Raw genomic sequence first — 25,958 nt, 5'->3', positions numbered from 1 at the left:
GCGCAAATGAAAAGAACCACAATAGCGATGTGCGTATCGGCAGTATCGGCGTTGCTCGCGGCCTGCGGCGGTTCCGTCTCGTCGTCCAGCGATGCGGCGCTCCTGCCCCAGCTTGCCGCGGCGCAGCCCGCGACGCTCTCTGCGACCTGCGACACGCTGGCCGCAAAGCTCTCGTATGCGAACACGACTTTCACGAGCGTCCAGGATGTGCCGGCCGGCACGCTGACCGTCGCCAGCAAGCCGGTCCCCGAACATTGCGTGATCCAGGGGCAGATGAACCAGCGCGTGAGCACCGTTGATGGTAAGACCTACGCGATCGGCTTCGAAATGCGTCTGCCCGTCGCTTGGAATGGCCGCTTCTTCTATCAGGCGAACGGCGGCCTCGACGGCAACGTGTTGACGGCGGCGGGCACCATCAGCGGAGGTGGTCCGCTCAACAACGCACTGAACATGGGCTTCGCCGTGATCAGCTCCGATGCGGGCCATTCGGCTTCGCAAAACCCGCTGTTCGGCCTCGATCCCCAGGCCCGTCTCGACTATGGCTACAACGCCGTCGCGACGCTCACGCCGATGGCCAAGCAGGTCATCAAGACGGCCTATGGCAAGGGTCCTGACCGCAGCTACTTCGAAGGCTGCTCGAACGGCGGTCGTCATGCGATGGTGGCCGCGACCCGGTCGTTCGCGGACTATGACGGGATCATCGCGGGTGACCCCGGCTTCCATCTGCCGAAGGCTGCGATCGGCCAGATGTGGAGCGCCCAGCAACTGGCGACCGTCGCCACCACCACGACGGCAGCCGGCGTAGCCGATATCACGACGAGCTTGACGAGTACCGAGCGGCAGCTCATCGCGTCGAAGATCATCGCCAAGTGCGACGCGCTGGACGGTGTCGCCGACGGCATGGTTCACGATATCAAGGCTTGCCAGGCCAACTTCAATCTCGCGACGGATGTCCCGACCTGCGCGAGCAATGTGCGCGACGGTACCTGTCTGACTACCGCGCAGAAGCAGGCGGTCGGCAACATCTTCTCAGGCGCGCAGAACAGCGCCGGTACCGCACTCTATGCGAGCTTCCCATATGACGTGGGGATCAACGGGTCCGGCTGGTCCGGCTGGAAACAGAGCAACTCGATCAGCCTCGATCCTGCCGCAGCAGCCTTCGTGTTTACGTCGCCGCCGCAAAGCGCGTCGATCCTCGGCACGATTGCGTCCTACGCGTTGAACTTCAGCATGGACAACGATGCGCCGAAGATCTTCGCGACGAGTGGTGTCTATTCGGAGTCGTCGTGGTCATTCATGACACCGCCGAATGAAACGGACCTGAGCGGCCTGAAGAACCGCGGCGCGAAGCTGATCGTCTATCACGGCACGAGCGACCCGGTGTTCTCGTCCAACGATACGACAGATTGGTATCAGCGTCTCACGACGGCAAACGGTAACGATGCGACGAACTTCGCACGCCTTTACACGGTGGCGGGTATGAACCATTGTAGTGGCGGCCCGGCGGCCGACCAGTTTGACATGCTCACGCCCATGGTCGCCTGGGTCGAGCAAGGGCAAGCACCGGATCGCGTGATCGCAACGGCTCGCGACGCGACAAACGCGATTCCGAATAGCGAGGTCCCGTCAGACTGGGGCGCGGGACGGACCCGTCCGCTGTGCCCGTATCCGAAGGTGGCCCGCTATACCAGCGGGGACGTCAATTCAGCAAGCAGCTTCACTTGCAGCTAAGCGGCTGATTGCGCGAGGGAGGTCACCGAAACCCCATCGGTCGGATTCGTTGGCATTCTCCCTCGCGCGTCAACGGCACGCGTTCCCGCAAGCGCGAATCGACGCGCTTGCGGCACTCCTCCCATACCGTGTCTCAAGTAACGCTGGGCCGCAGTCTTGTCCCGATGGGCGCGCAGCAGAAAGTCGATGGTGTTGCCGGCCTTGTCGAGGGACCGGTAAAGATATCGCCAATCGCCCTTGATGCGAATGTACGTCTCGTCCATCCGCCAGCTCTTGGCGAATTCAACTGGTTCCAGCGCTTGACAAACCCCGGCGTGTAGCGCTTCACCCAACGCAGGATCGGACTGTGGGCGAGGGATAGGCCGCGCTCAGCCATCGCCTCGACAAGATCGCGCAAGCTGAGCCTGTAGCGCAGATACCACCGCACGCAAAGGACGATGACTTCGCGCTCGAAATGACGCCCGTTGAACGACCATTCGAGATCATTCAGCTTGCTCATTGGCTCGCGGTCGTCAAAAGCTCGAGGGTAAGAGACCGACGCATCGGCATTGCACCACAACCTTTACAAGGTTGGCAGGCGGTCGAATTCATCAAAGCGGGCAAACGGCGGTGGCACTTCTGTCACCTCAAGCTCTTCGACGAGTGCCGCGGGTATTCCTTCACTGAGCCACGCGCACATGTCGGCAAGTTGCCCTGGGGCGCCCTGAAGCATGACCTCGACGGAGCCGTCCATGCGGTTGCGCACCCAGCCCGTGACAGCCAGGGCCTTGGCGCGGCGCACACACGCTTCGCGGTATCCGATGCCCTGCACCTGGCCGCGCACCCGCACGAACCTGGTCTCGAGCATTCCGTGGTCTGAGTTCATATAAGGTCTTCTGAGTCGCTGGTACTACCTTGCCGCGTCAATGTGTGGCTCCACGGGGCGGGCAGTCCGAACTTCTCCACTTTCCGGCTTCGGTAGCGTCATCCGTCACGCCGGACTGGGCCGGTACGCGCCAGATGACAATTGCTCGCGTATTCCCGGCCACGTGGTCACCAACTGGCTTACGGTTTGATAGATGTCCCAGGTCGAACCTGGGGGCAGATGGACACTGGCGCAGCGTCTCCTGAGGAAACGGGTCGTTCCGGCCATAGCTGTCTTATCCGGCAGTAAATTGCACCTAGGTGCATTGATCCCTTCCTTCCGCCTCCGCCTTTGTGGCTTCCGCATACCAGACCGCCTTGCCGCGACAGAATCGAACGCCATCCTGCATGTGACGTGTTAGGGCCGCATCTGGCACGGCGTTTCACAGGCGGGCGCGTCGACACAAACACCGTCGGTCGCGGAGGCGCCTTGTCACGAAAAGTCCCCTGAAACGAGCCGGGTCCGGTACGCCTTCAGACGAGCAGCACTGCTACAGCGCGCCGATGAAATCGTTCCACACTGTCGCATGCATCGTCTCGGTGGCGGCATGCCCATAACCCCGGATGATCAGCGCCGCGAGCTCAAGCTGTTTCAGATCGTTCGTCTCGACAATGTCCACGACGTCGAATCGCCCGAGTGTCAGATAGCTTTGTGTCCAGGTAACGGCAGGGCACTCGGCTTTGATCTTCTCCGCCACGGTGGCGGCAATCTGTTTGAGTTCCTTGGGATCCTTGAACGCGTCAGGAGCGAGGCGGCTGAGGATGACATAGGTAGCCATGGGGTACCTCCATGCAAAAATGCTCCGCGCTCAGGTACGGCAGTCACACTAAAGCCGGCAGCTACCTGTCAGGCGGCGCGTTCCTGTGCCTCTTGATTATAGTAAGGATTCCGTCCTTAACGTTTGAGGCCGCCCGCGTCGCTGGACGATTGTCGGCGAGCGCAGGTGGTCACGCCGCGGCATCCGGCGATGTGAAATGGGGCGTCAGCCACATTGAGAAATATGAGCACGTTACCAACAGGGCGCGCGCAGCGACGCATCCAGGTATTGTTGGGTGTAATCGCGCTCATTGTGATTGTGACGGGTGGGTGGATCATTCACCGGACTCGGACGGTCGCACGTCAGACTTCCCTTGTATTGGCGTCGGCCGCGACGGCCGCGAATGACGCGGGAAATTATGATCGCGGGATGCGTTTCGCCATGCTGGCGATGGGGAAGGGGTGGCTTTCACCGGGATCGGTAGAGGCAGAGCTGGAACTGATGCGCGGCGCGCAGGCATCAATGCAAACTGCGCTGCTCAGCGGGCATCAGGATGCGGTTGATTCCGCCGTCTTCAGCCCTGACGGCAAGCGGGTGGTGACCGCATCCTGGGACGGAACCGCGCGGGTGTGGGACGCGGCTACAGGCAAACAGATCGCGCTGCTCAGCGGGCATCAGGCGTGGGTTTATTCCGCGACCTTCAGCCCGGGAGGTCAGCGTGTGGTGACCGCGTCGCGGGATAGAACCGCGCGGGTGTGGGTCGCGGCGACGGGCAAGCAGATCGCGCTGCTCGGCGGGCATCAGGATCTGGTTTATTCCGCTGCCTTCAGCCCGAACGGCCAGCGGGTGGTGACCGCGTCCGCGGACAGGACCGCGCGGGTGTGGGATGCGTCGACCGGTCAGGTGATCGCGCGGCTCACCGGGCATCAGCGACCGGTTTTCTCCGCCGCCTTCAGCCCGGACGGCCGGCGGGTGGTGACCGCGTCCGCGGACAGGACCGCGCGGGTGTGGGATGCGTCGACCGGCCAGGTGATCGCGCAGCTCACCGGGCATCGCGGGCCGGTGAGTTCCGCCGTCTTCAGTCCAGATGGTAAGCGGGTGGTGACCGCGTCCGCGGACAAAACCGCGCGCGTGTGGGACGCGGTTACGGGCAAAAAGATTGTGCAGTTCAGCGGGCATCAGGATCTGGTTTACTCCGCCACCTTCAGCCCGGACGGCCGGCGGGCGGTGACCGCGTCCGCAGACGGTACCGCGCGGGTGTGGGATGCGGCCACCGGCCAGGTGATAGCGCAGCTCACTGGGCATCAGGGACCGGTGAGCTCCGCCGCCTTCACCCTCGACGGCCGGCGGGTGGTGACTGCGTCCGATGATAAAACTGCGCGGGTGTGGGATGTGGCGACGGGCCAGGTGATCACGCAGCTCGCCGGACATCAGGGGCCGGTGAACTCTGCCAGCTTCAGTCCGGACGGCCGACGGGTGGTGACCGTGTCGGTGGATCGGACCGCGCGCGCGTGGGACGCGGCGATGGGCAACCAGATCTTGCCGCTCAGCGAGCGTCAGGTTTCGGTTGTTACCACCGCCTTCAGCCCGGACCGTCATTGGATGGTGACTTGGTCCGGTGATAGGGTCGCGCGCGTGTGGGATGTGTCCACGGGTAAACAGATCGCGCAGCTCACCGGGCATCAGGGGCCGGTTAGGTCCGCCGCGTTCAGCCCGGACAGCCAACTGGTGGTGACCGCGTCCGCGGATGGGACTGCGCGGCTGTGGGACGCGGCCACGGGCAAACAGATCACGCAGCTCAGCGGGCATCAGGGGCCAGTAAATTCCGCCGCCTTCAGCCCGGACGGCCGACGGGTGGTGACCGCGTCCGATGACAAAACCGCGTGGGTGTGGGACGCGCCCACGGGCAAACAGATCGCGCAGTTCATCGGCCATGACGGGCCGGTTTGGTCCGCCGTCTTCAGCTCGGACGGTGAACGGGTGGTGACCGCGTCCGCGGATCACACCGTGCGGGTGTGGCCTATCCGATGGCTCGTGGAGAATCGAGGTCGGAGCCTCGCTGAAGCCGTTTGCAAGGAGAAACTCGTGGGCGCAAACCTGCTCACGACCGAGGATGAAGCTGCCCTTTCTCTCATACGGGGACGCAAGGGGGAGAATGTGTGCGGATCGTAACTCGCCGATCCGCACGGAGTGTCCAGTCACGATACGTGCGCCACGAATCATGGCTACCGCTACCAACCGATTCCTTTCACATGTTCACGAAGCGCTGCGGCTGGGCTCTCGTGTGCCGAAGCGCGCTGCAGCGTGCGGCTGCCGTCTTTAGGGCTCTGTCAACATGCCGGCATGTCGGCTTTCGCCCGAGACATCGGTGATGTCCTTAAAGCGCTAGCCTTTGTTTCGGGCTGGAAGAATCTGCTCCCAGTCCAATTAGCCACTCGCTTAGTTTGGCTCCGATTAAATCTGGATGATCTTCCTGCAAGTAGTGAATTCCCGCTCCAAGATCTACAACGTGGCACTCCTTAATGTTACTTGCAAAACGTTTGGCGACCGAGGGCGCTACCAAGGCGCCAGGCGTCGCGGTGAAAAGCAGCTTCGGGTAAGAAGACTGCGCTAGCGCACGGTGTGCGCTTTCCAGGGTTGAGTACACATCTGCTGGTTGCCCCTCAATTGGTAGCTCGTTCGGGAAACGCCAGATGGGTCGCCGTGAATCGGCGGTAGGAAATGGTGCGCGATAAACAGACATCTCTTCTTCCGTGAGTTTGCGTACCGTTCCTCCGGGAAGAACCTGTTCCACAAAAGCGTTGTCTTCCAGAATCATCTGCTCGCCCACCACTGGTGTCCTGAACTTCTGGAAAGTTTCCCGTGCATTCGCGTGAAAATAATCCCATGTCGGCATTGGCCAAATGAACTCCATGAAGGCAAGCCCGCGCATGAACTCCGGACGCCGAGCCGCCAGGTGAAAGGCCAAGGCTGTCCCCCAGTCCTGCGCGATGACGAATGCTGATGAGACTCCCGCTTTGGCGAGAAACGCGTCCAGGTATCGGACATGATCCGCAAATCGATACTCGATGCCTGGCTTTCCCGATTGGCCGAATCCGATGAGATCCGGTGCGATGCAGTGTGCGACGGGAGCAACCCGCGGGATGATCTTCCGCCATATGTACGACGAGGTCGGGTCTCCATGCAGAAAAAGCGCGACCGCTGCTTCCGGGTTTCCCGCTTCCCGATAGGCCATGGTGGAATCGAGAACATTCACATGGGGCAATTCAACATCAAAAAGCGGAGTCATTTCTGTTCCTTGAATATGGTCGCAAATACGATGTTCTTGAAGCGCTCGAGTGCGGCAGGTCCACGTTCGACCTTCATACGAAGAATTGCGCCTTCCCATGAGGCAAGCAGAAATTCGGCGAGATCAACCGGATCAAACGCTGAATCAATTTCACCGGCGCCTTGAGCCTCGGCGATGCACGACGAGAACGGACCGCGCCATTCCTGGAATATTGCCTCCAGCCTTTCGCGCAAAAGTTCGCTCTGCGAAACGGTCTCAAGGCTGAAGTCGCCGATCAGACAACCGCGATTCCAATTGTCGTCTGCCAATACTGCGCTGATGATGTCGAGATACTGGCGCAGCCGCTGCCGCGGAGTCAGGGCTTGGTCGCACAACGCTTGATTGACTAGCTCTTTTGTATGCGCGAAGTAGCGGTTGAGTACCTCCTCTGCAAACGCCTCCTTGGAGCGGAAGTGATTGGTGAAGGAACCGTGTGGAGCGGCCGCCGCTGCGCAGATGTCGCGCACGCTCGCTCCCTCGTATCCCGTCTGGAGCATGACCTTGAGGCCTGCATTCAGAATGTCTTCACGAATTGATCGTCTGCTCATGACGGTAATACAGTCGTGCGTATTGAGCAGAAATATAGTCGTGCGTACTCTGATGTCAAGTTGTATTTTTGGGCGATACGAGATGTCGGCTTAGGCAGGGAATGTTCGTTCGTTGCAGCGTTCAAAGCCGCGCTTCAGGTGGCTGAAATGCGGCCAGAAGCTGTAGTCGCCCGGCCGGGCCGACTCTCGCCAACAAGCCGGACGTCGCTGGGTCATCAGTTGCGGCATGATGTCGCCGAGTACCCGGCCATGAAGGCGTGTCGTGGGACAATCGGTTTCATCCACCACTAGTCTGGAGAGCGAACGCCATGGATTCGTCGTACATCAATCTGACAACCCCGATCGTCGCCGGCCAGTCAACGCTGTGGTTCTCTGCGTACGGCTTCGGGTGGGGGTATTGCGCCTTCGAAATCAGACCGGATGTTATTTGCCAGTACCTCGGAGCGGCAGACGACAGCCAGAAACAGTTGCTGCTCGCGTTCCAGTTGGGAAAGCGAAAGCTCGCGGGAGTCGCGGAACGCAAAATGCCTCCACCTGGCGGAGAGCGCATTGAGATTACCGGCCACGATCTTTAAAGCGCGCCGCAGCGGGGCTTGCTGTCCAGGAAACCGTAAAATTTCCATATGGCAGTTAATTGGTTTAATTATTGCCATATCGAACTTTTACGGTTTACTAGACAAAGTAGTAGAGGAACTCGATTGGCTTCCGGAAAATCAACCAAATAACTTCCGGTTTGGCCGAATTTTGAGGTCAAAATCCGGCCCTCGGCACCGGGTCTGTTACTCAAACAACTTGCGAGATCGACGAATTTCAACCGTAAATCTTCCATCGTCGTAAACGGTCGTCAACCGGCGCTGCGCGCTGGCCCCATGAGCGTCTTTGAGGTTCCCACGCAAGAACGTCCACGCCGAGCGTCACAAGGTCGGTGCGGACGTTCGTGCGTCGAAACTGATTGCACCGCTGACTGGTTGCGCATCCCGTGTGCGCTGCATTGTCTCGTTGCCTCTGCACTCGCCCTCACTGGCCCTTTTGTAGAGTATCCGGCTGCTGGGACGGCCCGTTCATGCCGTTGCTGTTCGCGCGGTTCGGATAGGTGGAATTCGAGCCGCCCGGCGTCATCGTGTTGGGCGAAGCACCGGTGCCGGTGCCTTGACCGCCGCCGGTCGCGGTGTCTCCGGGACTGCCGTAGCCGCCCTGATTCCCTGCTGGAGCCGTGCCAGGCCGAGCCATGGTTCCGCCGCCGGCGCCTACGCCGTTGCCTGCGCTATTGCCACCGCCTGCGCCCATGCCGCCGCCATTGCCACCGCCTGCCTGTGCAGACGCGCCGCCGGCAATTGCCATCATCAGCGCCGAAATAACCAGTCTCTTCATTGAAGTTTTCATGGTCGGATACTCCTGAAGTCAGGATTACGTTCCAGTGAACTTTTGACAACCCGTACCAGCAGGCGCGCAAGGCCTATGCCTCACCACCTTGCGCGCACGCAGTACGTTCAATCTCGCCGGAACCTCGAGCGGGCGGCAGCGGGACGCAAAACGCCCGCCGACAGGTACAGGGCTTGCGAGCCACGAGGCGTGGGCCGCCGGTGCCGCCGCGGCAGCAGGCGGGCACCACAGGTATGAACAGACGGAGGTCGAAATGCTAGCAAGATCCAAGGCACAGCAAATGGCCGCCGGCGCCGCTCTTTCCGCAAAGCGCGGCGAAAGACCCCCCGGCTCGCTGAAAGGCGCTTCGAAATCGATGTACGAGTCGATGAGCGAGGCACAACTCGAGGAATTCGCCTCAACGAAGCAGAAAGGCAAGCCTCAGCATAAATCCGGACATTGAACGAAAGAGTCATCCCAAGCTGGGTGCATCCGACGGCTGGAGTAGATTCAATTCGTCATGCAGAGCATTCATTGCGGGACCTGATAATGCGGACCAGTATTCTAACGGGGTGCCTTCCCGAGGCTTCCGCCAGGATTCAATATCTCAAAGGAGAGTAACGTGAACGACGACATCGCAGCTGGCAAGTGGAAACAACTGATCGGCAAGGCAAAGGCCGCGTGGGGCGAGCTGACAGACGACGAGCTTACCCGGGCCGAAGGGCGTGTCGAGCGCCTTACCGGGATAATCCAGGAGCGCTACGGCAAGACTCGCGAAGAAGCGCGACGGGAAGTCCGTCGCTTCTTCGATGCAAACCGGGACTAGCTGCGGCTAGGGCATTTTCGTCATCGCTCACCAGCCAGTACGATCACCTTCGAGCGCACCGGTGCCGATATCGAGCGCTGACGATCGCGGTCCCGACGAGGCACGGTGCCGGAAGGTGCGGTCACTGCGGCAGCCGAGCCTGGTGACGATCCACCGCCAGTGCGATCGCCGCAAGCACAACGGATATTGCCGAGAATGTCGCATTGGCCCAGAAGTGTCCGGCGGAGCGCGACAGCAACGCGATGCCCACCACCGGCAGCGAATTGCCGGTATAGCAGCACAGCAGATAGGCGGAGAGTAGCTCGGCTCGCCGCTCTGCGGGCGCCATCCTGTTCGCTTCCTGAAGACTGCCGCGAAAGCCGAGCGCACAGGCGACGCCGCAGAGTCCTGTCGCCGCGATCAACAGTGCGAGCGATCCTGCTGCCTGGGCCCATAGCAGCAGAGCAAGGCTTGGCGGGAGCAGCCACAGACCTGCCCTCATTGCAGTGCGCGCGGCAAGCGCCGACGTTGCGACCACGGTGATTGCGCTCGTGGCGAACAGCTCCGCCACCACAGCGCCGCTCAATGCGGCGCTGTGCGCGTGCATGCTGTTCTCGAGCAGGTTGGGTAGTAGCGCCGCGTAGAATCCGAGTAGCGAAAAGGTGGCGAAGGCCGTGACAGCGGGAGTAATGAACGGCACGCGCAGTTGGGCCGGCACACCGATACGAAAGTCGATCGACAGTTTCCCGATTCTGCGCACGCGCTGTTGCACCGTTTCCCTCGACAGTGCGGTCAGTGCGGCCATGGCGGCGAGAATCGCCAGATAGACGACAAAAACGGTGCGTAGCGGCGAGGGCGCAAACTGCGCGAGCAGACCTGCGAGCAACGCGCCCGCTGCAAGACCGGCAAGATTGATTGCTGCGGCGAGGCGGCTCGCGGGCGCTGCGTCGGTGGCCGGATGCAGCTCGGTGATCCATGCCGTTGCCGTCGCCGCGCCGACGCCAATCGCGAGGCCGCTCGCCGCCCGCGCAATGAAGAGCCACGCGGGACCCGTGGCGAACAGGAACAGTAGGCTGCTGACCATCGCAATCGCAAGCATCAGCAGGCTGACCGGTCGACGGCCTGCCTTGTCTGACACACGGCCGAACAGGAATATCGCGCCGAGATTGCCGATGACGTAGGCAGCGTAGATGAGCGTCACCGTCAGCTCGGACAGCGCGAATGCGCGCTGATAGAGGGGATAGAGCGGGGTGACCAGCGGGCTGCCGGCATATAGCACGCCAAGCAGGGCGGTCGCCGAAGTCAGCGACGCCTGGCGATCCAGCGTGACGCGCGGGTGCAAACGCGAATCCATGCCTGTCTCCCACAGTTCGCACTGCGCAAAAGCACGCAATCGACATTCCCGGGCTTCACCGCCAATGGCAAGCAGAAGCGGCCGTCATCACTTCGGGGGCCGGGCCTTCGCCCCTGCTGCCGCGCACGGTTTTCGCACCGCTCGCGCGGCCACTCGGCAGATTCATCGCGAGCCACGTCCGAACGCTTCGCGCAGCCTGCGCTTCGCCTGTTGCAGCACGTCGCGCCGTGCCTGGGGCAGATTTCTGCCGGCCCGGTTCACGTAGAAGTTCAACATCGACATTGCCGATTCAAACGGCGTGCCCTTGCGCCGCCTGCTTCGTGTAGAAGAACGCTTCAACGATTGCGCGATTTCTTCCGCGCTGCCTGACTTGAAGATTCCCGCCTCGATATCCATCGCGTCGCTGGTTTCCATCACCTGATGCGACCAGCGATTGGACGACTGGCTCGCGCTCTTCCGGCCGGGTTGGGCGTCGCCTGCGCGCGTATGGCGTTGACGTGGCGGGCGGCCAGCGCGGCGGCGTGTCGAAGGATGGGCGGACGGTGAGCGTGACATGGTGCCCTCATCTGAACCAGGGTGGCGTTGCGGGAATACCGGATACGCGCAATCCACATGCCAGAACTCGCCGGCACGTGCGTCACGGCAGGTCCGCCAAAAGCCGAAGGAGCGGCAGGCGCGGGCACCCGGTTTGCTTATCCGACAGAAAGCCGCTGCGCGACGCAGCGACAGGCCGAACCAGACAGTCGTTCGTCGTCGCCGATGAGGATGCCCGACGGACGCGGCAGGAGGCATCATGACGCGCGCAATCTGGAAGGGAGGTATCAGCTTCGGTCTCGTCTATGTGCCGGTGCAGATCTATCCGGCGACGACGACGCGGCACACGAGCTTCAACCTGCTCGACAGACACTCGATTGATCCGATTGGCTACCGGCAGATCAACAAGCGTACCGGCAAGGAAGTCGCACCCGAAAACATCGTGCGCGGCTTCGAGTACGAGAAGGGCAAGTACGTCGTGCTTGAAGACGACGAGATCCGGGCTGCAAATCCGGAATCGACGCAGAGCGTTGACATCCTTGCCTTCGTCGACGCTTCCGAGATTTCTTTTCTCTATCTCGATACACCTTATTACCTGGTACCGGAGCGCCGTGGCGAGAAAACCTACACGCTGTTGCGCGATGCGCTTTCCAGTACCGGCAGGATCGGCATTGCGAGCGTCGTGTTGCACAGCAAGCAGCATCTGGCGGCGTTGATTCCGGCGGGACGCATGCTGGCGCTCGATACGCTGCGCTGGTCCGACGAGGTCCGTCCGCTCGACGGCATGCACCCGCCGGACGAGCGTGCAACGAAGACTGGCGTGACGGCGCGCGAACTCAGCATGGCGAAGAAGCTGATCGACGACATGACGACGGCGTGGAACCCTGACGACTATCACGATACGTTCCACGACAAGATTCTTGCGCTCGTGGACAGGAAGATCAGGGCAGGCAAGACAAAGGAGGTCGGCGCCACTGAAGCGAAGGCGGCGTCCCGTACGCGGCAGACGGCGGAAATCGTGGATCTGTCGGAACTGCTCAAGCGCAGTCTGGGCCGGCGCAATGTAAAGGGCGGCGGGACTGCCAGGGATGAAACCGGAGCCGGCGAACTGTCGTCCGCGCGAGGCAAGCGCGGCGCGACACACAGTGTGCGCCGATCCAGCCACCACACGACGTCGGCACGTAGCCGCCGTGCGCAGTGATGACATGCATGAACGCAACCATGGCTTTCGATCATGACGCAAAAACTGGAAACGTACCGGCGCAAACGCCGCTTCGACGAAACGCCAGAACCCGCCGGCACAGCGCGTGGCAGGCGCATCACCGTGCGCGCGGGAGGTAACGGCAAATCGAATCGTCATGCGCTCTCGTTCGTGATTCAGGAACACGACGCACGGCGGCTCCATTACGACTTCCGTCTTGAATTGGACGGCGCACTGAAGTCGTGGGCGATCCCGAAAGGGCCGAGCCTCGATCCATCGGTGAAGCGTCTCGCGGTTCACGTCGAGGATCATCCGCTGGAGTACGGATCGTTCGAAGGCGAGATTCCCGAGGGCAACTACGGCGCGGGCACGGTGCTCGTGTGGGACCGTGGCACGTGGGAACCGGCGGACGGCGAACGCGCAGCGCACGACGCCTACGCAGCCGGCAAACTGAAGTTCCGCCTCGACGGCGAAAAGCTGCATGGTGGCTGGATGCTCGTGAGGAGCCATATGCGCGGCAGCGGCGAGAAGGAGCAGTGGCTGCTGATCAAGGAGCGAGACGACGCGGCCCGCAGCGAGGACGAGTTCGACGTACTGGCCGAGCGGCCGGGTAGTGTGCTCTCGCATGCAGAAAATAAAGGCGCCCGCAGGACTGGGAGGCAAGCAATGCAGCGCGCGGCGAAGCACAAGAGTCGCTCGACATCGTCGGCGGCTCGTTCGGATAACGGGAAATCCAGCCGCCCCGACACCGTCGCCACGCGCAACGTGTCGTCGCTGCGCGAGCTAGCGGCATCGCCGTCGGTCGAAGGTGCCGTGAAGGCCGCACTGCCGGTTACGCTCAAACCGCAACTCGCGACGCTCGTCGACACGGTGCCGCAAGGCGACGACTGGTCGTATGAAATCAAGTTCGACGGTTACCGGGTGCTCGCGCGAATCGACCGGCACGCGGCGAAACAGCCGGTACGCATTTTTACGCGGGCGGGACTCGACTGGAGCGCGAAATTTGCCAGGCAATGCGAAGCACTCGCGCAGATCGACATCGACTCGGCGTGGATCGACGGCGAAGCAGCGGTGCTCGACGAGCACGGCGTGCCGGATTTTCAGGCGCTGCAGAACGCATTCGATGCGAACCGTCCTCAGGACATCGTGCTGTTCCTGTTCGACCTGCCGTGGCTGAACGGCTATGACCTGCGCAAGGTGCCGCTCGTGCAGCGCCGGGCGCTGCTAGGCGCGGTGCTCGAGGGCACGCGCAGCGACATGCTGCGCTTTTCCGGAGACTTCGCGATCGCGGCTCACGACTTGCTGCAAAGCGCATGCGAAACGGGACTTGAGGGTATCGTCGGCAAGCGGCGCGACAGCCACTACGTGTCGAGACGAAGCCCGGCGTGGATCAAGCTGCGCTGCCGCAGACGTCAGGAGTTCGTGATCGGCGGCTATAGCGAGCCGGCCGGAAGCCGAAGCGAATTCGGCGCGCTGCTGCTCGGCGTGCATGACGCGAATCGCCGGCTGCAATACGTGGGGCGCGTCGGCACCGGTTTCGACGCGGCCACGTTGCGAACCGTCAAGCAGGAACTGGCGGCACGCGAAGTCGGGCAGATGCCGTTCGCGGATGTGCCGCGCGAGCGCAGCCGTACGCCGGTGCACTGGGTGAAACCTGAACTGGTCGCCGAATGCAACTTCGCGCAATGGACCAGCGATGGCATCGTACGTCAGGCGTCCTTTATCGGCCTGCGCCACGACAAGCCCGCGCGTGAAATCGTAAAGGAGGCCCCCGTGACGGACAGTACGAAGCCGGTCAAACGCAAGGAAAAAATGTCCGGTGAAGTGACGGTTGCAGGCGTAAGGATCTCGCATCCGGACCGCGTCATGGACAAGCGTACCGGAACGACCAAACTCGAGCTCGTTCGCTACTACGCGTGGATCGCGCCGCAGATGCTGCCGCATCTGGCAAACCGGCCCGTTGCGCTGGCGCGCGTGCCGGACGGAATCGGCGGCGAGTACTTCTTTCAGAAGCACGGCACCAGGCTCGCGTTGCCGCACGTCACCCAGCACGAAGGGCTCGACCCGGGGCACGCGCCACTGTTGACGATCGACAACACCGAGGCGCTAGTCGGCGCGGCGCAGATGGATGCGATCGAATTTCATACGTGGAACGGCGTGGTGTCGGCGCTGGAGAAACCCGACCGGATGGTGTTCGACCTCGACCCGGACCCCGTTCTTGGATGGGACGCGATGATCGAGGCCGCGCAGCTTACGCGAGATCTGCTTGCGGAGCTGGGTCTCGAGTCGTGGTGCAAGACGAGTGGAGGCAAGGGGCTGCATGTGGTGGTGCCGCTTGCAAAGGCGTTGGGCTGGGACGACATCAAGACATTCGCGCGGTCGGTCGCGCAGCACATGGCGCGGACGTTGCCCAACCGGTTCAGCGCGAAGATGGGCGAGCAGAATCGCAGGAAGAAGATATTCGTCGACTATTTGCGCAACAACCGCGGTTCGAGCACGATCGCGGCATTTTCCGCGCGTGCGCGAGCGGGTCTGGGCGTGTCGGTGCCGCTCGCGTGGGAAGAAGTCGAACATACAACGAGGGGCGATCAATGGACGGTCGGCAACCTGCGCGAACGGCTCGACACGCTCAAGCGCGACCCGTGGGCCGGCTATCCGAAGTGCCGGCAGCGCATCACTGCGGAGATGCGCAAGCGCGTTGGATCGTCATCGGACGAAGAAGACGAATGAGGGCGCTCTGTGCGCGAATGCCGACCGTGTGAGGAACGCCAGTTGTTACGACTGACCGGAATGAAGCCATGAATGTCAGTTGCTCGTGCGAGGATTTCGGGGCGCCTGCCGGGTTCGTGGCAACGCTCAATGCGAGACCATGCCGGGTCCGTCGGGCAAGTCGAGCAGATCGTCGCCAGGTGCGAGTTCGTCCGAGCAATCGTCCCGCTGCGAGCTGTCGTACACATTGGCGGTCGGCGTCTTGGCGGATTTCAAGAGATCGACCGCCGTGAGTTCGAGTTCCTCGATGCGTTGGTCCCTGTCGGTTCGGGTCATGATTCCTCCGGTCGCCGATATCTGTCATGCAGCAAACTTCACGCCGCGCTTCGAGCGAAGCCGCCGATCAGCAGGAACCAGAGGGCGACGCAGGGAATGGTCGTTGCGGGTCTGCGATACGAGTCATTGAGAGACCGTGGAGGGCGATTCGACGGAGGCCGTCCGGATTGCAGCATTGCGGGAATCCAGGGCGGGTGCGCGACCTCCACGCGATGCTCTCCGCCGACCGTGCCACTGGCGTGCGGTAGCGCATCATGGTTCCCTGAGGTCCTTGGGCTGCGTGGGCGGGGCACTGGGCTCGCCACCGAGACCAAGGGACGTGCGACTGTAGATCAGGTAATCGCGGCAATGGCATACCAGGACGACCATCGGGCCGACGCGATCGCGACGAGTATCACGGTGCGCGCGGCGGCGGGTCAACTGAAGATCATCCCGATCTGGCAAGCGTTCGGGCTGCCCGCGTCACTGAACCCAAAGCTGCCTTACATACCGATGTCGAATTGACGGCTGTCTCCAGACTGGCCCGGATTCATTCGACTACATGCGGCGAGTATCAGCGCGCCAGGTTCAGGCCTTTTTCGCGTAAGAGTTGCACCATCCCTTCGCATCGACCAGCTTGCCGCCGTAGATTGGGCAAGGCCCCATCGCAGAGCCGGGTTTGCCCTGATAAAGCTGGCAATTTGCGCAAGTTTGCCCAGTCTGATAGCGGGGGAACTTTGTCTTGTCCACTTTCGCAGCGTCCGTCTTGTAGCCAAGTGTCTGTGCAGTCGGATCGTTCTCGGCAAGCACCGGGGCATCGGCACGCGACTCAGTCGATAGAACCGTCGTCGATGCGACGGATGCGGCAAGTATCATGAAACGCCGGCGGGAGAATGGCATGACATGGATTCCTTAGAAAAAATGAAGCCGACCAATGCAAGGTGTCTCGCCCTTTGTCCGGTCACAATGACTGGATCCCTGTCGGTCCTTGAAAGAACGTCAGCATACGCCATACCTACCGGGCACAAGTATGGCCGGATACGCCCTTCATTTTTCAATGCCCGACCGGATCATGCTGCACGCTCCGCACCGGACCGTCCAGCCGCGCTAGCAGCGCGCAGACCTGCTGCTTGGGGGCAGCTGGCAGGTCCGTTGCCGCGACGTGGTTGATCCGCGCGCGAATAGTCCGGCGGCGTCACCGGCACGCTGTGGATTACAGTGTTCTTGGAGCGTGCGATCGCTGCCTTGCGGCAACAGCGCGCGATCGACGAGAGTCTGGTCTCACACGTCGCACCGCTCGGATGGAATCACTTCAACCTGACCGGCGACTACGTACGGCACGTGAACAAGGGGGCGCCTCAAGATTCGAAAATTTACGCACGTTAAGTGTTCGCGCACTGGTTGTGCGAATAACGCTGAGCGACAGTTCTAGTGCTATTCACCGGGCCAGGGCCGGCAGGATGCCAGTGTCCCTATGGCGGGCGACGTCATTGCCGGGTTACGGACTTTCTATCGCTCGCTCCGTGATGGTCGGGGAGGTAGTACTCCTCTAGAAGGTACTGACCTGAGCCACCGCGTGCTTTGATGGGCTAGGCAATGCCAACGCTCTTCGAGGCGAGTGCAAAGGGCTTTCTCCTTGCTGAATGGCCTGAATTCGCCCCGACAACATGCCGGACCCGCAAACGCTCATTGTATCTATGGCCCCGACGTTCTAATGTCTAGTGACACCGGGATTGCAGGCTGCACGAGAGTCTTCGCAGAGCAGGGGGCGTCGCATCCGGACAAGAGACACTGAGACGCCGATGACAGGTATCGCGATCGCAACCCGGGGTGCGGCGGAGATAGGGCGCAGTTCCAGTTCGAGCCGCGCGAGCCGACGATCACGGCCGCCCAGCCCTGGAACGCCTGCCGTCGTTCGTCGTGGCAAGCAGCCTCCGGACAATCGCATATGACAGCGCCAGCAACGATCCGCCTGCTGCCGGCCTCAGCGAAACCGGGCACGTCGACCCGCGACCGGCTATTGCGGACCCAGCGAGCCCTACGGCAACTGAGTGGCAGCGGCCCGTGCTCCGTCGTCGTCCGTGTATTGCGCTGCGCCACTTCCCGGTAGCTTCGAGGGAGATGCAATCAATGGACAGAAGAGAATCCTCGTCATTCACGGCGCTTCTGCCAGTGGGGTCGGCACGCGACGGCGGCAACGACCCGAAGAGCGGCCTGACTGGAATTCAGCCGGTCGACATCCCAGCCTCAACAGGCAAAGGCACACATACCTTTTCTTTCAGCCAGGACGGCGAAAACTTCCTGCTCGACGGCGAGCCTTTCCAGATCCGCAGCGGAGAGATGCATCCCGCCCGCATCCCCGCCGGGTACTGGCAGCATCGTATCCTGATGGCCAAGGCGATGGGGATGAACTGCATCGCCCTCTACGTCATGTGGAACTACCACGAAACGAGTCCAGGCATTTTCGATTTCCGCACAGGGAACCGCAACATCGAAGCATTCATTCGACTGTGTCAGCAGGAGGGCATGTGGGTGTTGCTGCGGCCGGGTCCCTATATTTGCGGCGAGTGGGATCTGGGCGGCATCCCGCCGTACCTGTTGAGTGACCCGGACATCCAGCTCAGGACCGACACCACTCACGATCCTCGCTACATGTCGGCGGTAGCTCGTTACATCAGGGAGCTGAGCCCGCGTATCGAACCACTGTTGGTGACTCACGGTGGACCGATCCTGATGATTCAGATCGAGAATGAATTCGGCTCGTACGCCAGCAACCCGGCCTACCTCGAAGAGATACGGCAGCTCTGGCTTCAGGAAGGAGTACAGGGACCGTTCTATACGGAAGATGGCATCAGGCAGCTTGAACAGAATCGCACGAACATCACCGGCGGCGCGATTGCATTGAGCAATGGCGATGCAGAGCAAATCGCGGCCGTCCGGCAGCAATTTCCGGCCGTTCCGGCGATGGCCGGTGAAGTGTATCCAGGGTGGCTCACCCATTGGGGCGACGAGACTTTCAATGGTATGGCCGCAGATATTTCCGGCACGCTAGACGCGTTCATGCAACTGAAGCTGTCGTTCAACCTCTATGTCATTCACGGCGGCACCAGCTTCGGCTTCTATGCCGGCGCAAATGTGGATGCCGATTCAGGCGAATATCAACCCGACATTACCAGCTACGATTACGCGGCACCCATCAGCGAGCAAGGCGTGGCGACCTCGAAGTACATGAAGTACCGCGGCGTCATCGCCCGCTATCTCCCGACACCGCTGCCCGATATACCCGAACCCGTTCCCACCATCAGCCGCAAAGGACACCATGCCCTGGTGCCGGAACTCTACGCGTCCGTTTGGGACAACCTGCCCGCCGCGCTCCCGGCCTTACAAACCGTCGACCCACAGCCGTTCGAGATGTATGGCCAGGCGTTTGGTTTCGTGCTGTATCGCAAGAAGCTGCAGGGCTACCGCGGTGGTGTGCTGGGTATCAAGAATGTTCACGATTACGCGACCGTTTTCATCGGCGAGCAATACGTAGGCGGGGTGTCGAGAGCTTTCATGCCGGAGCATCGCGCGCAGCCGCTGAATGTCATGCATCACGCGCCGCTGCCGCTTCCGCTTGTGTCGTCGTCGCCCGACAGCGACGTATCATTGGATATCCTCGTCGAGGGCATGGGGCGCGTCAACTATGGCCACGCGATGCTCGACCGGAAAGGCATTCTCGAACCGGTCACGCTGGAGGAGGCGGGAGATTCGAGCGCCACGCTCACTGGCTGGGAAGTCTTCCTGTTGCCGATGGATACCGCGTTTATCGAGAACTTGCACACCGTCTGCGCGAACCCTCGTAAGGCGGGGCTATTCTTCAGGGTGACTCTGTCGCTGGATACAACCGGCGATACCTATCTCGACATGCGTCACTGGACCAAAGGTGTGGTCTGGGTCAACGGGCACAATCTGGGCCGCTACTGGAATATCGGTCCGCAAACGCGCCTGTATTGTCCTGCTCCGTGGCTGAGGCTGGGTGACAACGAGGTCACTATTTTCGATCTGCACCAGCTGGAAGCCAAACCGGTAGAACTCGCGCGCACGCTTTCGTAAAGAGGGTACCGTAAGCCAATACGGGGAGGTCCGCGGTAACTTCGATTACCCTTCGCCACCGGCCGGGACCAGTTCCAAGGTGAGCACTTCGAACGGCGCGAGTGAGATAGTCTGCGGCCGGTCCGCGTCCAGCACCGGCGGAATATGCGAGGCATGGCCGTGCCATATGCGGCGCGTCCGGAATCGTCGCGACGCGCCGGCTGGCAATTCCAGTTGCCGCCGCAAATCGAGCACGAAGCGCTTCGCCTGGCTGCCGGGATTGCGCAGCGTGATGATCGCCTTGACCGGCGACCATGCGGCCCAGCCGTACACATCGAGCTCATCCGGCGCACCGCCAATCCAGTGGCTGTCGCGCAGCACCTCGGCGTTTGCCCGGGCCCATCTGGCAGATTCGGCGAGAACGTCCCAGTCGCCGTCGCCGAGCAGCGACGGCGTGATGTACAACTCCTGCAGTTGCGCGCCGCTGCCGAAGTACGAATGCACTTCATGTGCGAAGTCCTGGCCTTGAGCAGTGTTCAACCGATCGTTGAACTGCGCGTAGATGATGCCGTGGAGCATTAGCGAGTTGAGCGGAAACAGCGGACTCCTGACTACGACATTGCGGTAAGTCTGTGCGTCACGGTAGGTGATCCAGCGTTCGCGATTGCTGCCGACGCAGGCCAGGTCGTCATCCTTGCCGCCGCGCCAGATCGAATCAGCGTAGCGTAGCCAGAACGGCGATGGATAGGTGCCGACGGTGAGGTTGATGAAGGTTTCTGGCTTGGCCTCGCGGATGTCCTCGATCAACTGAATCGCCGCGTCCCAGTCGCTGTTGAACCGGCTGCCCGGGATCACCTTGTCGGCATTGCCGGTGCCATCGAATTTGAACTGATTGATGCCGTGCTGTGCGAGCAGTTCCATCACGACCTCATGGAAGCGTCGGTAGTATGTCGGCCCGGACAGCGCGAAGCAACCATCGATGATCTCGTATCCCGCGGTGTGGCCTCGCGTCACGCGTTCCTGCCGCGTCGAGCCATAGCCGCCCCACGGCGACAGCCACACGCCGGGCGACGCCCCATAGCGGGCGGCGGCGTCGCGCAGCGGTACGAATCCATGCGGAAAATCCTTGCCGAAATGCCAACTGCCGCTGTAGTCATCCCAGCCGTCGTCGAACAGGAAGGAGTCGAGTTGTACGCCACGCTTGTCGTGCAACTCGCGGCCGATGTCGTCGATGCGTTCGAGCGCTTGCCGCTGCGTGTACGGCGTGAGGTACCCGATGTCGTACCAGCAGTTGTAGTGCAGGAAAGGGCGGTACGGATGGGCTCGTTCGCGTTCGAGATAGGCCGCGAAATCGCGGCGTAGCTGGCCGTCGCGAGCCACACCAGCCACCGCCGAAAAGACGCAAGTCTTCCTCCTTTCCAGCGGCAAGGCCCTCGAAATGGTGAACCTGACAGTGTCCCCGAGTACCTGGCTCTCCGACAACGGAAGCTCGAAACCAAGGTAGACGTTGCCCGCGACCACAGGGGCGCCCTTGAACTCGCCGGTGATTTGCGCACCGGACACCTGCGTCTCCAACAGCGAAACGGTGGCAACGTGCTCGTCCTTGCTGAGCGCGGTGATCGCCACCTGCAAGCGCAAGTACTGCGAGCCTTCGCGTTGCTCCACGCTCCACTCCACGCGCAGGCGACCCGGTTCGTCTCCGAGGATGGCAAACACGCGTCGGCCCGCTATCCGTTCAGCCAGCCGGGACGCCTTTGGATTTGCCGTCAGCATTTCTTCGCGCAGCGGCGCAAGCAGTTTCAGATCGGCAATGCCCAGTGTGCGACCGTCGGCCAGCGATAGCGCAAACGGCGCGGTGACCCGCAGCGTACGCATATGCACGTGGTCGATCAGGGCGAAATCGGCAAGATGCTGGTGCCTGACGGACCAGTTCAAGGCGATGGCCGCGTTACCGAAAGAATGCCGGTCACCGTTCGTCTGGAACGCAGGCATGCCCGGATGCGCTGACGCAGTTTCTTTGGCTTGCATCGACCAAGACTCGGGATGAGGAGGGTGCCTGATCCATAGAGTACTTCGGGTGGATTCAGCAAGTGCGTGAATTTTTGCAGTCCGCAAGGCTTGCATGTCCCGAAGCAGTACCCGGCCACGCTCGATCATTTGCGAATGGGCCACCATTCTGCCGGAAGCCGGATTCACGATACCGCGTCACGAACCGCTCGACCTAATGCACCGTCAGGCCTAGCCGCTCGGCGGCACGCCCGGCTTAAGTCACATCTCCCCCCTTCAGACGGTCGAGTTCACGCATGGATGACCTTGAACCGGTCGACTTCGCGCATCGTCATCGTGATCGTCCCAGTCGCGTTCATGGCCGGTGCTCCATGTGGATGTCCGGAGCTCAACCTACACAGAACACCTGGCATCTTGATGAACTGTTTGAATCATTGCGTGGCGCTATGGCCTCAGCCGCACGGGACTCCAGCCATTTTTCGCAAGGCGTTGGGCGAGGCCCCGAAGCGATCCCGAATCACACGACTGAAGTGGGCCTGACTCGAAAAACCCCAACGAAACGCAATTTCACCGACGCTAGTCCGCGCGAGCATCGGGTTCACCAGATCCGTATGGGCGTGCGACGCGCGTTTTGACCAGATATAGGCAGAGACAGATTCATCTTCTGCCGCGAACATCCTGTTCAGATGGCGCAGCGAAATTCCGAGGGCATCGGCCACGGACTGCGATGTTAGTTCGGGTTCGCCCAGGTGATGCGCAATATATTGACGCGCTGTGAGCAGGTACGACATCGACGAGCGCGAGTGGCGCTCGCCATGAATCTCGCAATCGATCATGGCTTCGAGCAATGCACCCGCATGCTCCACGAGCAGACCCGGGTCGGCCTTGACCGGATCCTTGAAAAAGGCGTCAAGCGTTGAGTTCAATGTCCTTCCGAGCATCGCGCCGGTGCCGATGTGACGCGTGAGCTTGAGCGGTCCGCGTGACAGATCGATGCGAAAGCGTTCAGTGAACGCCGTGACCGGAATATCGATCAGAAACTGGCGCATCTCACTGAGAAAACCAAAGAGATACGGTAAGCGAGTGTCGTAGACAATCGTCTCACCGGCGTCGACGAGGGTGCAGCGTTCGTTCTGGATGAAGTAGGCAGAGCCGCGCACGATCTGGCACGCGAACACCGAGTCCTTCGGATATTGACGAACGAGTTCAGGGCTGCGCTCGATCACGTGATCGTTGCCCATGATGTCTGCCAGACACAGGTCCTTCAGCACGATATTGGTCGTCGTCGCTTGCAGGCCATGTGGCGAAAGCGACGAGCAACGCAGTCCGACCAGTGCGGCGGCGTTATACGCGTCCCAGTACTCCAGGCGCTGTCCGACAGGAATATTGGCCGTCGATCCCTGAGTGCACGAAAAAACGGTCGATGTCGTCACGGTGTCCCCTCACACGTGCGCGGTCCGAATCCGATGTCCCGTTCAGTCAATCTTTCCGTCCCGTCCGGTCAAGACTCACGCGTTGTGTCCGGCTAAAGTCAGACCCTGACGACTCAAAAACAAGGAGACACCATGGTAGACAAGGCCAACTCTGAATTCTGGAAAAACATCGCACCGATCGCCAAGCCATTCAAACCGGATGCGCTGCCTGAAGCGTATATCCACGACGCGCCGAGCGACGATGAACGGCTCTATGTGCCCTTCACGGCAACCGTGTCGTCACGTCCGCTCTGGATATCGCCGACCCAGAACAAATGGTGCGACATATTAATGGCCAAGCGTGCCGGCCTGGTCAATAGGCATTACCACCCACATGAGGTTTTCGCGTACACGATCTCGGGTAGATGGGGCTATCTCGAGCATGACTGGACGGCCACCAAAGGCGACTTCGTCTACGAGACCCCCGGTGAAGGCCACACGCTCGTGGCATTCGATCATCCCGAGCCGATGCGCGTGTTCTTTATCGTCACCGGTCCGCTGATCTGGCTTGACGAAAATGGCGAGGCAGATGGCTACTTCGACGTGCATTCGTACATCGAGATGTGCAAGGCACACTATGAAAAGATAGGCCTCGGTGCGCAAGCGATCGAAAAACTGTATCGCTGACGCGCACGTTCCTATCGAGGTCTGATATGTAAATGGCATCTTGCTTATCAGTTGCTTCTTTCTCACCTGGTTCGTCGTGGCCATCTCGTTCGCACCGACGTTTCTCGTGTCGACTCGCCATTTCTCGCGAACTGACGTGGGCCTGGTCATGAGCTGTCCCGGTGCTGCGTGAGTGGTCTGAGGCGCTGGTGTTTCCGATCTGCCCGCGGGCTACGAAAATTAGTAGAAACACCAACTGTTGGAACTCCAATCATTTGTTTCAATAGGATCGTTCATAAGTCGTACCCGGCGCGTGGCTGGGGTCAACAGGTCAACATCTCATGAGCAAAGGCAGATCGAATGTCGCGGGTAAGGCCAGGGTGCTTGAAGATCAGCCCGAGCCGCGCTACGAGCCACCCGACATCTCATTCGGCGAACTTGCACAGGCAATTGGATTCAACCTCCGCCTCGCGCAGCAGGCCTCGTTTCAGGCATTCGCGCGACGCGTCGGTTCGAGCGATCTGCGGGCCGGCTTTTACGCGACGCTCGTGTTGATTCACGAAAATCCGGGCATTTCGCAGACCGCGCTGAGCCAGGCCAATGGGCGTGACAAGTCCACCCTGACACCGGTGCTCAACGATCTCGAACGGCGTGGATTCGTGCTTCGCGAACGTCTTGCAACAGATCGGCGCAGCTATTCGCTGCGGCTGACAACGAAAGGTGCCAAAGCGTTGAAGACACTGCGGATGCACGCGCTCGAACACGACAAAATGCTGGACGAACTAATCGAGCCGGCCCACAAAGAGGAGTTTTTGCGCTCGCTGCGCAAGATCATTGCTCACCTCGCCTGACTCTCAAGAGGAGGTCCCACACAAAACTGGTCGTAGTGGAAGTCCATCGGGATTCACTGGATCTGCGCCGGGGCGCATGGCGTTGCACGACGCGGTCTTTCTACTAAAAAGAGGAGACACCATGCAGTTGTCGGACAGGCGTTCAAAGCTCGTGCTGCTTTTGCTGTTCCTGACGTGGGGGACAGTATTTCTCGACCGGATGTCGCAACTCTATCTTGCGCCGTACATGATCCACGACCTGGATCTCGATAGTGCAAAGGTCGGCAATCTGGCCGGAGTGACCGGCATCTGCTGGGCGATTTCCACGTTGCTATTCGGCGCGCTGTCCGATCGCATCGGACGTCGCAAGGTACTGCTTCCCGCGATCTTCTCGTTTTCGATCCTTTCCTGGCTGTCCGGCGTAGTCCAGACCTACGAGCAGATGCTACTCGTTCGGGCACTGCTCGGTATTGCTGAAGGGCCGTGTTTCTCGGTCATCATGGCGCTTACCGAAGAAACCGCGGAACCGCAGCATCGGGGCCGGAATGTCGGGATCGTCGTCAGCGCTGCGTCCCTGATCGGGCTCGCCGTCGCGCCCGTGCTCACGACCCAGGTCGCCGCGCACGCAGGCTGGCGTGCCGCCTTCTTCGTTGCCGGTGTGCCGGGAATTATCCTCGGGCTGTTGATCTGGAAGCTGGTGCCCGAACCCACGCGCAAAGATGGCGCTAAAAAGGAACATCTGACGCTCGGCGACTATCTGTCGGTCCTCACCTACCGCAACATATGGCTGTGTTGCCTCGGGGCGGTTGGCGTGATCTGCTGGCTCTTTGAGGTGAACGTCTTTGCGCCGCTTTATATCACGCAGGTCGCGGGTCAGAGTGGGACAACCGCGGGCTTCCTTCTGGGCGCTGCAGGCTTCGGTGCGTTCTTACTCGGGATGATTTTCCCGGCCCTCTCAGACCGGATCGGTCGCAAGGCTGCACTAATCATCATGTCCGTGCTGATTGCCGCGCTCGTCACGGCGATGCTCACTGAATCGCTCTACGCGAACCTCTGGCTGCTCGCAGGGATTTTCTTCGTGACGAATGCACAGCAAGGCATCGTCGCGCTGATGATGGTGCTCGTGCCGACCGAGACGGTTCCGTCGCGGCTCGCAGCGACAGCCATCGGTATGGTGACGATGGTGGCCGAGTTCATCGGTGCCACGGCCGCGCCTGCAATCGGTGGCGCGCTGGCGCAGCAATACGGTCTGGCGGTACCGCTCTATATGGCGCTTGGGGGGGCGGGCGTGGTGTTTATCGTTGGGCTGCTGTTGAAGGAAACGGCGCGACGCACGAGCGACGTCCATGAGCCGACTTCGTCGATTGCTTGACGCGTAGGCGGCATTGACCCTCCCGGTCCGGGGTCCGGGAGGGTTCCTT

General features: G+C 61.2%; 24 protein-coding genes and 2 pseudogenes. 14 read left to right on the top strand and 12 right to left on the bottom strand.

The window, feature by feature from the left end; all coding sequences use genetic code 11:
• The first annotated feature begins 6 nt into the window (after positions 1-6).
• On the top strand, positions 7-1,731 hold the full coding sequence (locus tag L0U81_RS31690) for a tannase/feruloyl esterase family alpha/beta hydrolase (RefSeq protein WP_233809808.1): 1,725 nt from the start codon (positions 7-9) through the stop codon (positions 1,729-1,731).
• Positions 1,732-1,868: 137 nt separating this feature from the next.
• On the opposite strand, the pseudogene L0U81_RS31685 reads toward L0U81_RS31690, so the two are convergent.
• The 3 genes and pseudogenes from L0U81_RS31685 to L0U81_RS31675 form a co-directional block, all read right to left on the bottom strand.
• Positions 1,869-2,230: pseudogene (locus tag L0U81_RS31685) on the bottom strand (IS6 family transposase); the annotation flags it as partial.
• Between the two features lie 63 nt (positions 2,231-2,293).
• Entirely contained in the window at positions 2,294-2,596 is a 303-nt protein-coding gene (locus L0U81_RS31680; RefSeq protein ID WP_233809806.1) for an acylphosphatase, read from the bottom strand.
• Between the two features lie 529 nt (positions 2,597-3,125).
• Complete coding sequence (locus tag L0U81_RS31675; protein WP_233809804.1) at positions 3,126-3,413, bottom strand: GYD domain-containing protein; 288 nt, start codon at positions 3,411-3,413, stop codon at positions 3,126-3,128.
• A 222-nt stretch (positions 3,414-3,635) separates the two neighbouring features.
• On the opposite strand from L0U81_RS31675, the gene L0U81_RS31670 reads away from it, so the two are divergent.
• Positions 3,636-5,564, top strand: a complete 1,929-nt coding sequence (locus L0U81_RS31670) for a WD40 repeat domain-containing protein (protein WP_233809802.1) — start codon at positions 3,636-3,638, stop codon at positions 5,562-5,564.
• A 205-nt stretch (positions 5,565-5,769) separates the two neighbouring features.
• Here L0U81_RS31670 and L0U81_RS31665 read toward each other — a convergent pair whose 3' ends face one another.
• The gene (locus tag L0U81_RS31665; RefSeq protein WP_233809800.1) at positions 5,770-6,681 is read right to left on the bottom strand and encodes a haloalkane dehalogenase; all 912 of its coding nucleotides are present in this window, start codon (positions 6,679-6,681) and stop codon (positions 5,770-5,772) included.
• A complete protein-coding gene (locus L0U81_RS31660) occupies positions 6,678-7,268 on the bottom strand; it encodes a TetR/AcrR family transcriptional regulator (RefSeq protein WP_233809798.1) in 591 nt (196 codons plus the stop codon). Before L0U81_RS31660 ends, L0U81_RS31665 begins: the two co-directional genes overlap by 4 nt.
• 308 nt (positions 7,269-7,576) lie before the next feature.
• On the opposite strand from L0U81_RS31660, the gene L0U81_RS31655 reads away from it, so the two are divergent.
• The gene (locus tag L0U81_RS31655) at positions 7,577-7,843 is read left to right on the top strand and encodes a hypothetical protein (RefSeq protein WP_233809796.1); all 267 of its coding nucleotides are present in this window, start codon (positions 7,577-7,579) and stop codon (positions 7,841-7,843) included.
• Positions 7,844-8,285: 442 nt separating this feature from the next.
• Here the strand turns inward: L0U81_RS31655 and L0U81_RS31650 are convergent, their stop codons facing one another.
• Complete coding sequence (locus tag L0U81_RS31650; protein WP_442793473.1) at positions 8,286-8,639, bottom strand: hypothetical protein; 354 nt, start codon at positions 8,637-8,639, stop codon at positions 8,286-8,288.
• Positions 8,640-8,904: 265 nt separating this feature from the next.
• Here L0U81_RS31650 and L0U81_RS31645 point away from each other — a divergent pair, with 265 nt between their 5' ends.
• Together L0U81_RS31645 and L0U81_RS31640 are read left to right on the top strand one after the other, a co-directional pair.
• Positions 8,905-9,093, top strand: coding sequence for a DUF3008 family protein (locus L0U81_RS31645; protein WP_233809792.1), 189 nt, complete (start codon positions 8,905-8,907; stop codon positions 9,091-9,093).
• Positions 9,094-9,252: 159 nt separating this feature from the next.
• Positions 9,253-9,456 (top strand): CsbD family protein, encoded by a 204-nt coding sequence (locus L0U81_RS31640; protein WP_233809790.1) that lies wholly within the window; start codon positions 9,253-9,255, stop codon positions 9,454-9,456.
• Positions 9,457-9,577: 121 nt separating this feature from the next.
• Here L0U81_RS31640 and L0U81_RS31635 read toward each other — a convergent pair whose 3' ends face one another.
• Positions 9,578-10,789, bottom strand: coding sequence for an MFS transporter (locus tag L0U81_RS31635; protein WP_233809788.1), 1,212 nt, complete (start codon positions 10,787-10,789; stop codon positions 9,578-9,580).
• A gap of 162 nt (positions 10,790-10,951) precedes the next feature.
• A complete protein-coding gene (locus tag L0U81_RS31630; protein WP_233810093.1) occupies positions 10,952-11,344 on the bottom strand; it encodes a DUF3175 domain-containing protein in 393 nt (130 codons plus the stop codon).
• Positions 11,345-11,582: 238 nt separating this feature from the next.
• On the opposite strand from L0U81_RS31630, the gene ku reads away from it, so the two are divergent.
• Together ku and ligD are read left to right on the top strand one after the other, a co-directional pair.
• The gene (gene ku, locus L0U81_RS31625) at positions 11,583-12,524 is read left to right on the top strand and encodes a non-homologous end joining protein Ku (protein WP_233809786.1); all 942 of its coding nucleotides are present in this window, start codon (positions 11,583-11,585) and stop codon (positions 12,522-12,524) included.
• Between the two features lie 33 nt (positions 12,525-12,557).
• Positions 12,558-15,254 carry a DNA ligase D gene (gene ligD, locus L0U81_RS31620; RefSeq protein WP_233809784.1) on the top strand — a complete coding sequence of 899 codons (2,697 nt, stop codon included), beginning with the start codon at positions 12,558-12,560 and terminating at the stop codon, positions 15,252-15,254.
• Positions 15,255-15,380: 126 nt separating this feature from the next.
• On the opposite strand, the gene L0U81_RS31615 is transcribed toward ligD, so the two are convergent.
• The gene (locus tag L0U81_RS31615) at positions 15,381-15,569 is read right to left on the bottom strand and encodes a hypothetical protein (RefSeq protein ID WP_233809782.1); all 189 of its coding nucleotides are present in this window, start codon (positions 15,567-15,569) and stop codon (positions 15,381-15,383) included.
• 348 nt (positions 15,570-15,917) lie between these two features.
• On the opposite strand from L0U81_RS31615, the gene L0U81_RS31610 reads away from it, so the two are divergent.
• On the top strand, positions 15,918-16,073 hold the full coding sequence (locus tag L0U81_RS31610; protein WP_233809780.1) for a hypothetical protein: 156 nt from the start codon (positions 15,918-15,920) through the stop codon (positions 16,071-16,073).
• A 63-nt stretch (positions 16,074-16,136) separates the two neighbouring features.
• On the opposite strand, the gene L0U81_RS31605 is transcribed toward L0U81_RS31610, so the two are convergent.
• Positions 16,137-16,448, bottom strand: a complete 312-nt coding sequence (locus tag L0U81_RS31605; protein WP_233809778.1) for a high-potential iron-sulfur protein — start codon at positions 16,446-16,448, stop codon at positions 16,137-16,139.
• 318 nt (positions 16,449-16,766) lie between these two features.
• Here L0U81_RS31605 and L0U81_RS31600 point away from each other — a divergent pair, with 318 nt between their 5' ends.
• Together L0U81_RS31600 and L0U81_RS31595 are read left to right on the top strand one after the other, a co-directional pair.
• Positions 16,767-16,934, top strand: coding sequence for a Tn3 family transposase (locus L0U81_RS31600; RefSeq protein WP_233809776.1), 168 nt, complete (start codon positions 16,767-16,769; stop codon positions 16,932-16,934).
• 744 nt (positions 16,935-17,678) lie between these two features.
• Positions 17,679-19,643 (top strand): beta-galactosidase, encoded by a 1,965-nt coding sequence (locus tag L0U81_RS31595; RefSeq protein ID WP_233809774.1) that lies wholly within the window; start codon positions 17,679-17,681, stop codon positions 19,641-19,643.
• 45 nt (positions 19,644-19,688) lie between these two features.
• Here the strand turns inward: L0U81_RS31595 and L0U81_RS31590 are convergent, their stop codons facing one another.
• Complete coding sequence (locus L0U81_RS31590) at positions 19,689-21,650, bottom strand: enterotoxin (protein ID WP_233809772.1); 1,962 nt, start codon at positions 21,648-21,650, stop codon at positions 19,689-19,691.
• A 431-nt stretch (positions 21,651-22,081) separates the two neighbouring features.
• Positions 22,082-23,062 carry a helix-turn-helix domain-containing protein gene (locus L0U81_RS31585; protein WP_233809771.1) on the bottom strand — a complete coding sequence of 327 codons (981 nt, stop codon included), beginning with the start codon at positions 23,060-23,062 and terminating at the stop codon, positions 22,082-22,084.
• 132 nt (positions 23,063-23,194) lie between these two features.
• Here L0U81_RS31585 and L0U81_RS31580 point away from each other — a divergent pair, with 132 nt between their 5' ends.
• The 4 genes and pseudogenes from L0U81_RS31580 to L0U81_RS31565 all read left to right on the top strand — a co-directional run bounded on the left by L0U81_RS31580 (position 23,195) and on the right by L0U81_RS31565 (position 25,909).
• On the top strand, positions 23,195-23,728 hold the full coding sequence (locus tag L0U81_RS31580; protein WP_233809769.1) for a 2,4'-dihydroxyacetophenone dioxygenase family protein: 534 nt from the start codon (positions 23,195-23,197) through the stop codon (positions 23,726-23,728).
• A 40-nt stretch (positions 23,729-23,768) separates the two neighbouring features.
• Positions 23,769-23,897: pseudogene (locus tag L0U81_RS31575) on the top strand (MFS transporter); the annotation flags it as partial.
• Positions 23,898-24,048: 151 nt separating this feature from the next.
• Positions 24,049-24,558 (top strand): MarR family winged helix-turn-helix transcriptional regulator, encoded by a 510-nt coding sequence (locus L0U81_RS31570; protein ID WP_233809767.1) that lies wholly within the window; start codon positions 24,049-24,051, stop codon positions 24,556-24,558.
• On the top strand, positions 24,542-25,909 hold the full coding sequence (locus L0U81_RS31565; protein WP_233809765.1) for an MFS transporter: 1,368 nt from the start codon (positions 24,542-24,544) through the stop codon (positions 25,907-25,909). The genes L0U81_RS31570 and L0U81_RS31565 overlap by 17 nt, the downstream gene beginning before the upstream one ends.
• The last annotated feature ends 49 nt before the right edge of the window (positions 25,910-25,958 follow it).

Origin of the sequence: Paraburkholderia sp. HP33-1, from assembly GCF_021390595.1 — a bacterium.
In the GTDB taxonomy this organism is placed as follows: domain Bacteria; phylum Pseudomonadota; class Gammaproteobacteria; order Burkholderiales; family Burkholderiaceae; genus Paraburkholderia.
This window is presented reverse-complemented; position numbering and strand designations above follow the sequence as displayed.

Coding starts and splice junctions, on each gene's coding strand:
- L0U81_RS31690 (WP_233809808.1), top strand. CDS start 7: ATGAAAAGAACCACAATAGCGATGTGCGTATCGGCAGTATCGGCGTTG.
- L0U81_RS31680 (WP_233809806.1), bottom strand. CDS start 2,596: ATGAACTCAGACCACGGAATGCTCGAGACCAGGTTCGTGCGGGTGCGC.
- L0U81_RS31675 (WP_233809804.1), bottom strand. CDS start 3,413: ATGGCTACCTATGTCATCCTCAGCCGCCTCGCTCCTGACGCGTTCAAG.
- L0U81_RS31670 (WP_233809802.1), top strand. CDS start 3,636: ATGAGCACGTTACCAACAGGGCGCGCGCAGCGACGCATCCAGGTATTG.
- L0U81_RS31665 (WP_233809800.1), bottom strand. CDS start 6,681: ATGACTCCGCTTTTTGATGTTGAATTGCCCCATGTGAATGTTCTCGAT.
- L0U81_RS31660 (WP_233809798.1), bottom strand. CDS start 7,268: ATGAGCAGACGATCAATTCGTGAAGACATTCTGAATGCAGGCCTCAAG.
- L0U81_RS31655 (WP_233809796.1), top strand. CDS start 7,577: ATGGATTCGTCGTACATCAATCTGACAACCCCGATCGTCGCCGGCCAG.
- L0U81_RS31650 (WP_442793473.1), bottom strand. CDS start 8,639: ATGAAGAGACTGGTTATTTCGGCGCTGATGATGGCAATTGCCGGCGGC.
- L0U81_RS31645 (WP_233809792.1), top strand. CDS start 8,905: ATGCTAGCAAGATCCAAGGCACAGCAAATGGCCGCCGGCGCCGCTCTT.
- L0U81_RS31635 (WP_233809788.1), bottom strand. CDS start 10,789: ATGGATTCGCGTTTGCACCCGCGCGTCACGCTGGATCGCCAGGCGTCG.
- L0U81_RS31630 (WP_233810093.1), bottom strand. CDS start 11,344: ATGTCACGCTCACCGTCCGCCCATCCTTCGACACGCCGCCGCGCTGGC.
- ku (WP_233809786.1), top strand. CDS start 11,583: ATGACGCGCGCAATCTGGAAGGGAGGTATCAGCTTCGGTCTCGTCTAT.
- ligD (WP_233809784.1), top strand. CDS start 12,558: ATGACGCAAAAACTGGAAACGTACCGGCGCAAACGCCGCTTCGACGAA.
- L0U81_RS31615 (WP_233809782.1), bottom strand. CDS start 15,569: ATGACCCGAACCGACAGGGACCAACGCATCGAGGAACTCGAACTCACG.
- L0U81_RS31610 (WP_233809780.1), top strand. CDS start 15,918: ATGGCATACCAGGACGACCATCGGGCCGACGCGATCGCGACGAGTATC.
- L0U81_RS31605 (WP_233809778.1), bottom strand. CDS start 16,448: ATGCCATTCTCCCGCCGGCGTTTCATGATACTTGCCGCATCCGTCGCA.
- L0U81_RS31595 (WP_233809774.1), top strand. CDS start 17,679: ATGGACAGAAGAGAATCCTCGTCATTCACGGCGCTTCTGCCAGTGGGG.
- L0U81_RS31590 (WP_233809772.1), bottom strand. CDS start 21,650: ATGCAAGCCAAAGAAACTGCGTCAGCGCATCCGGGCATGCCTGCGTTC.
- L0U81_RS31580 (WP_233809769.1), top strand. CDS start 23,195: ATGGTAGACAAGGCCAACTCTGAATTCTGGAAAAACATCGCACCGATC.
- L0U81_RS31570 (WP_233809767.1), top strand. CDS start 24,049: ATGAGCAAAGGCAGATCGAATGTCGCGGGTAAGGCCAGGGTGCTTGAA.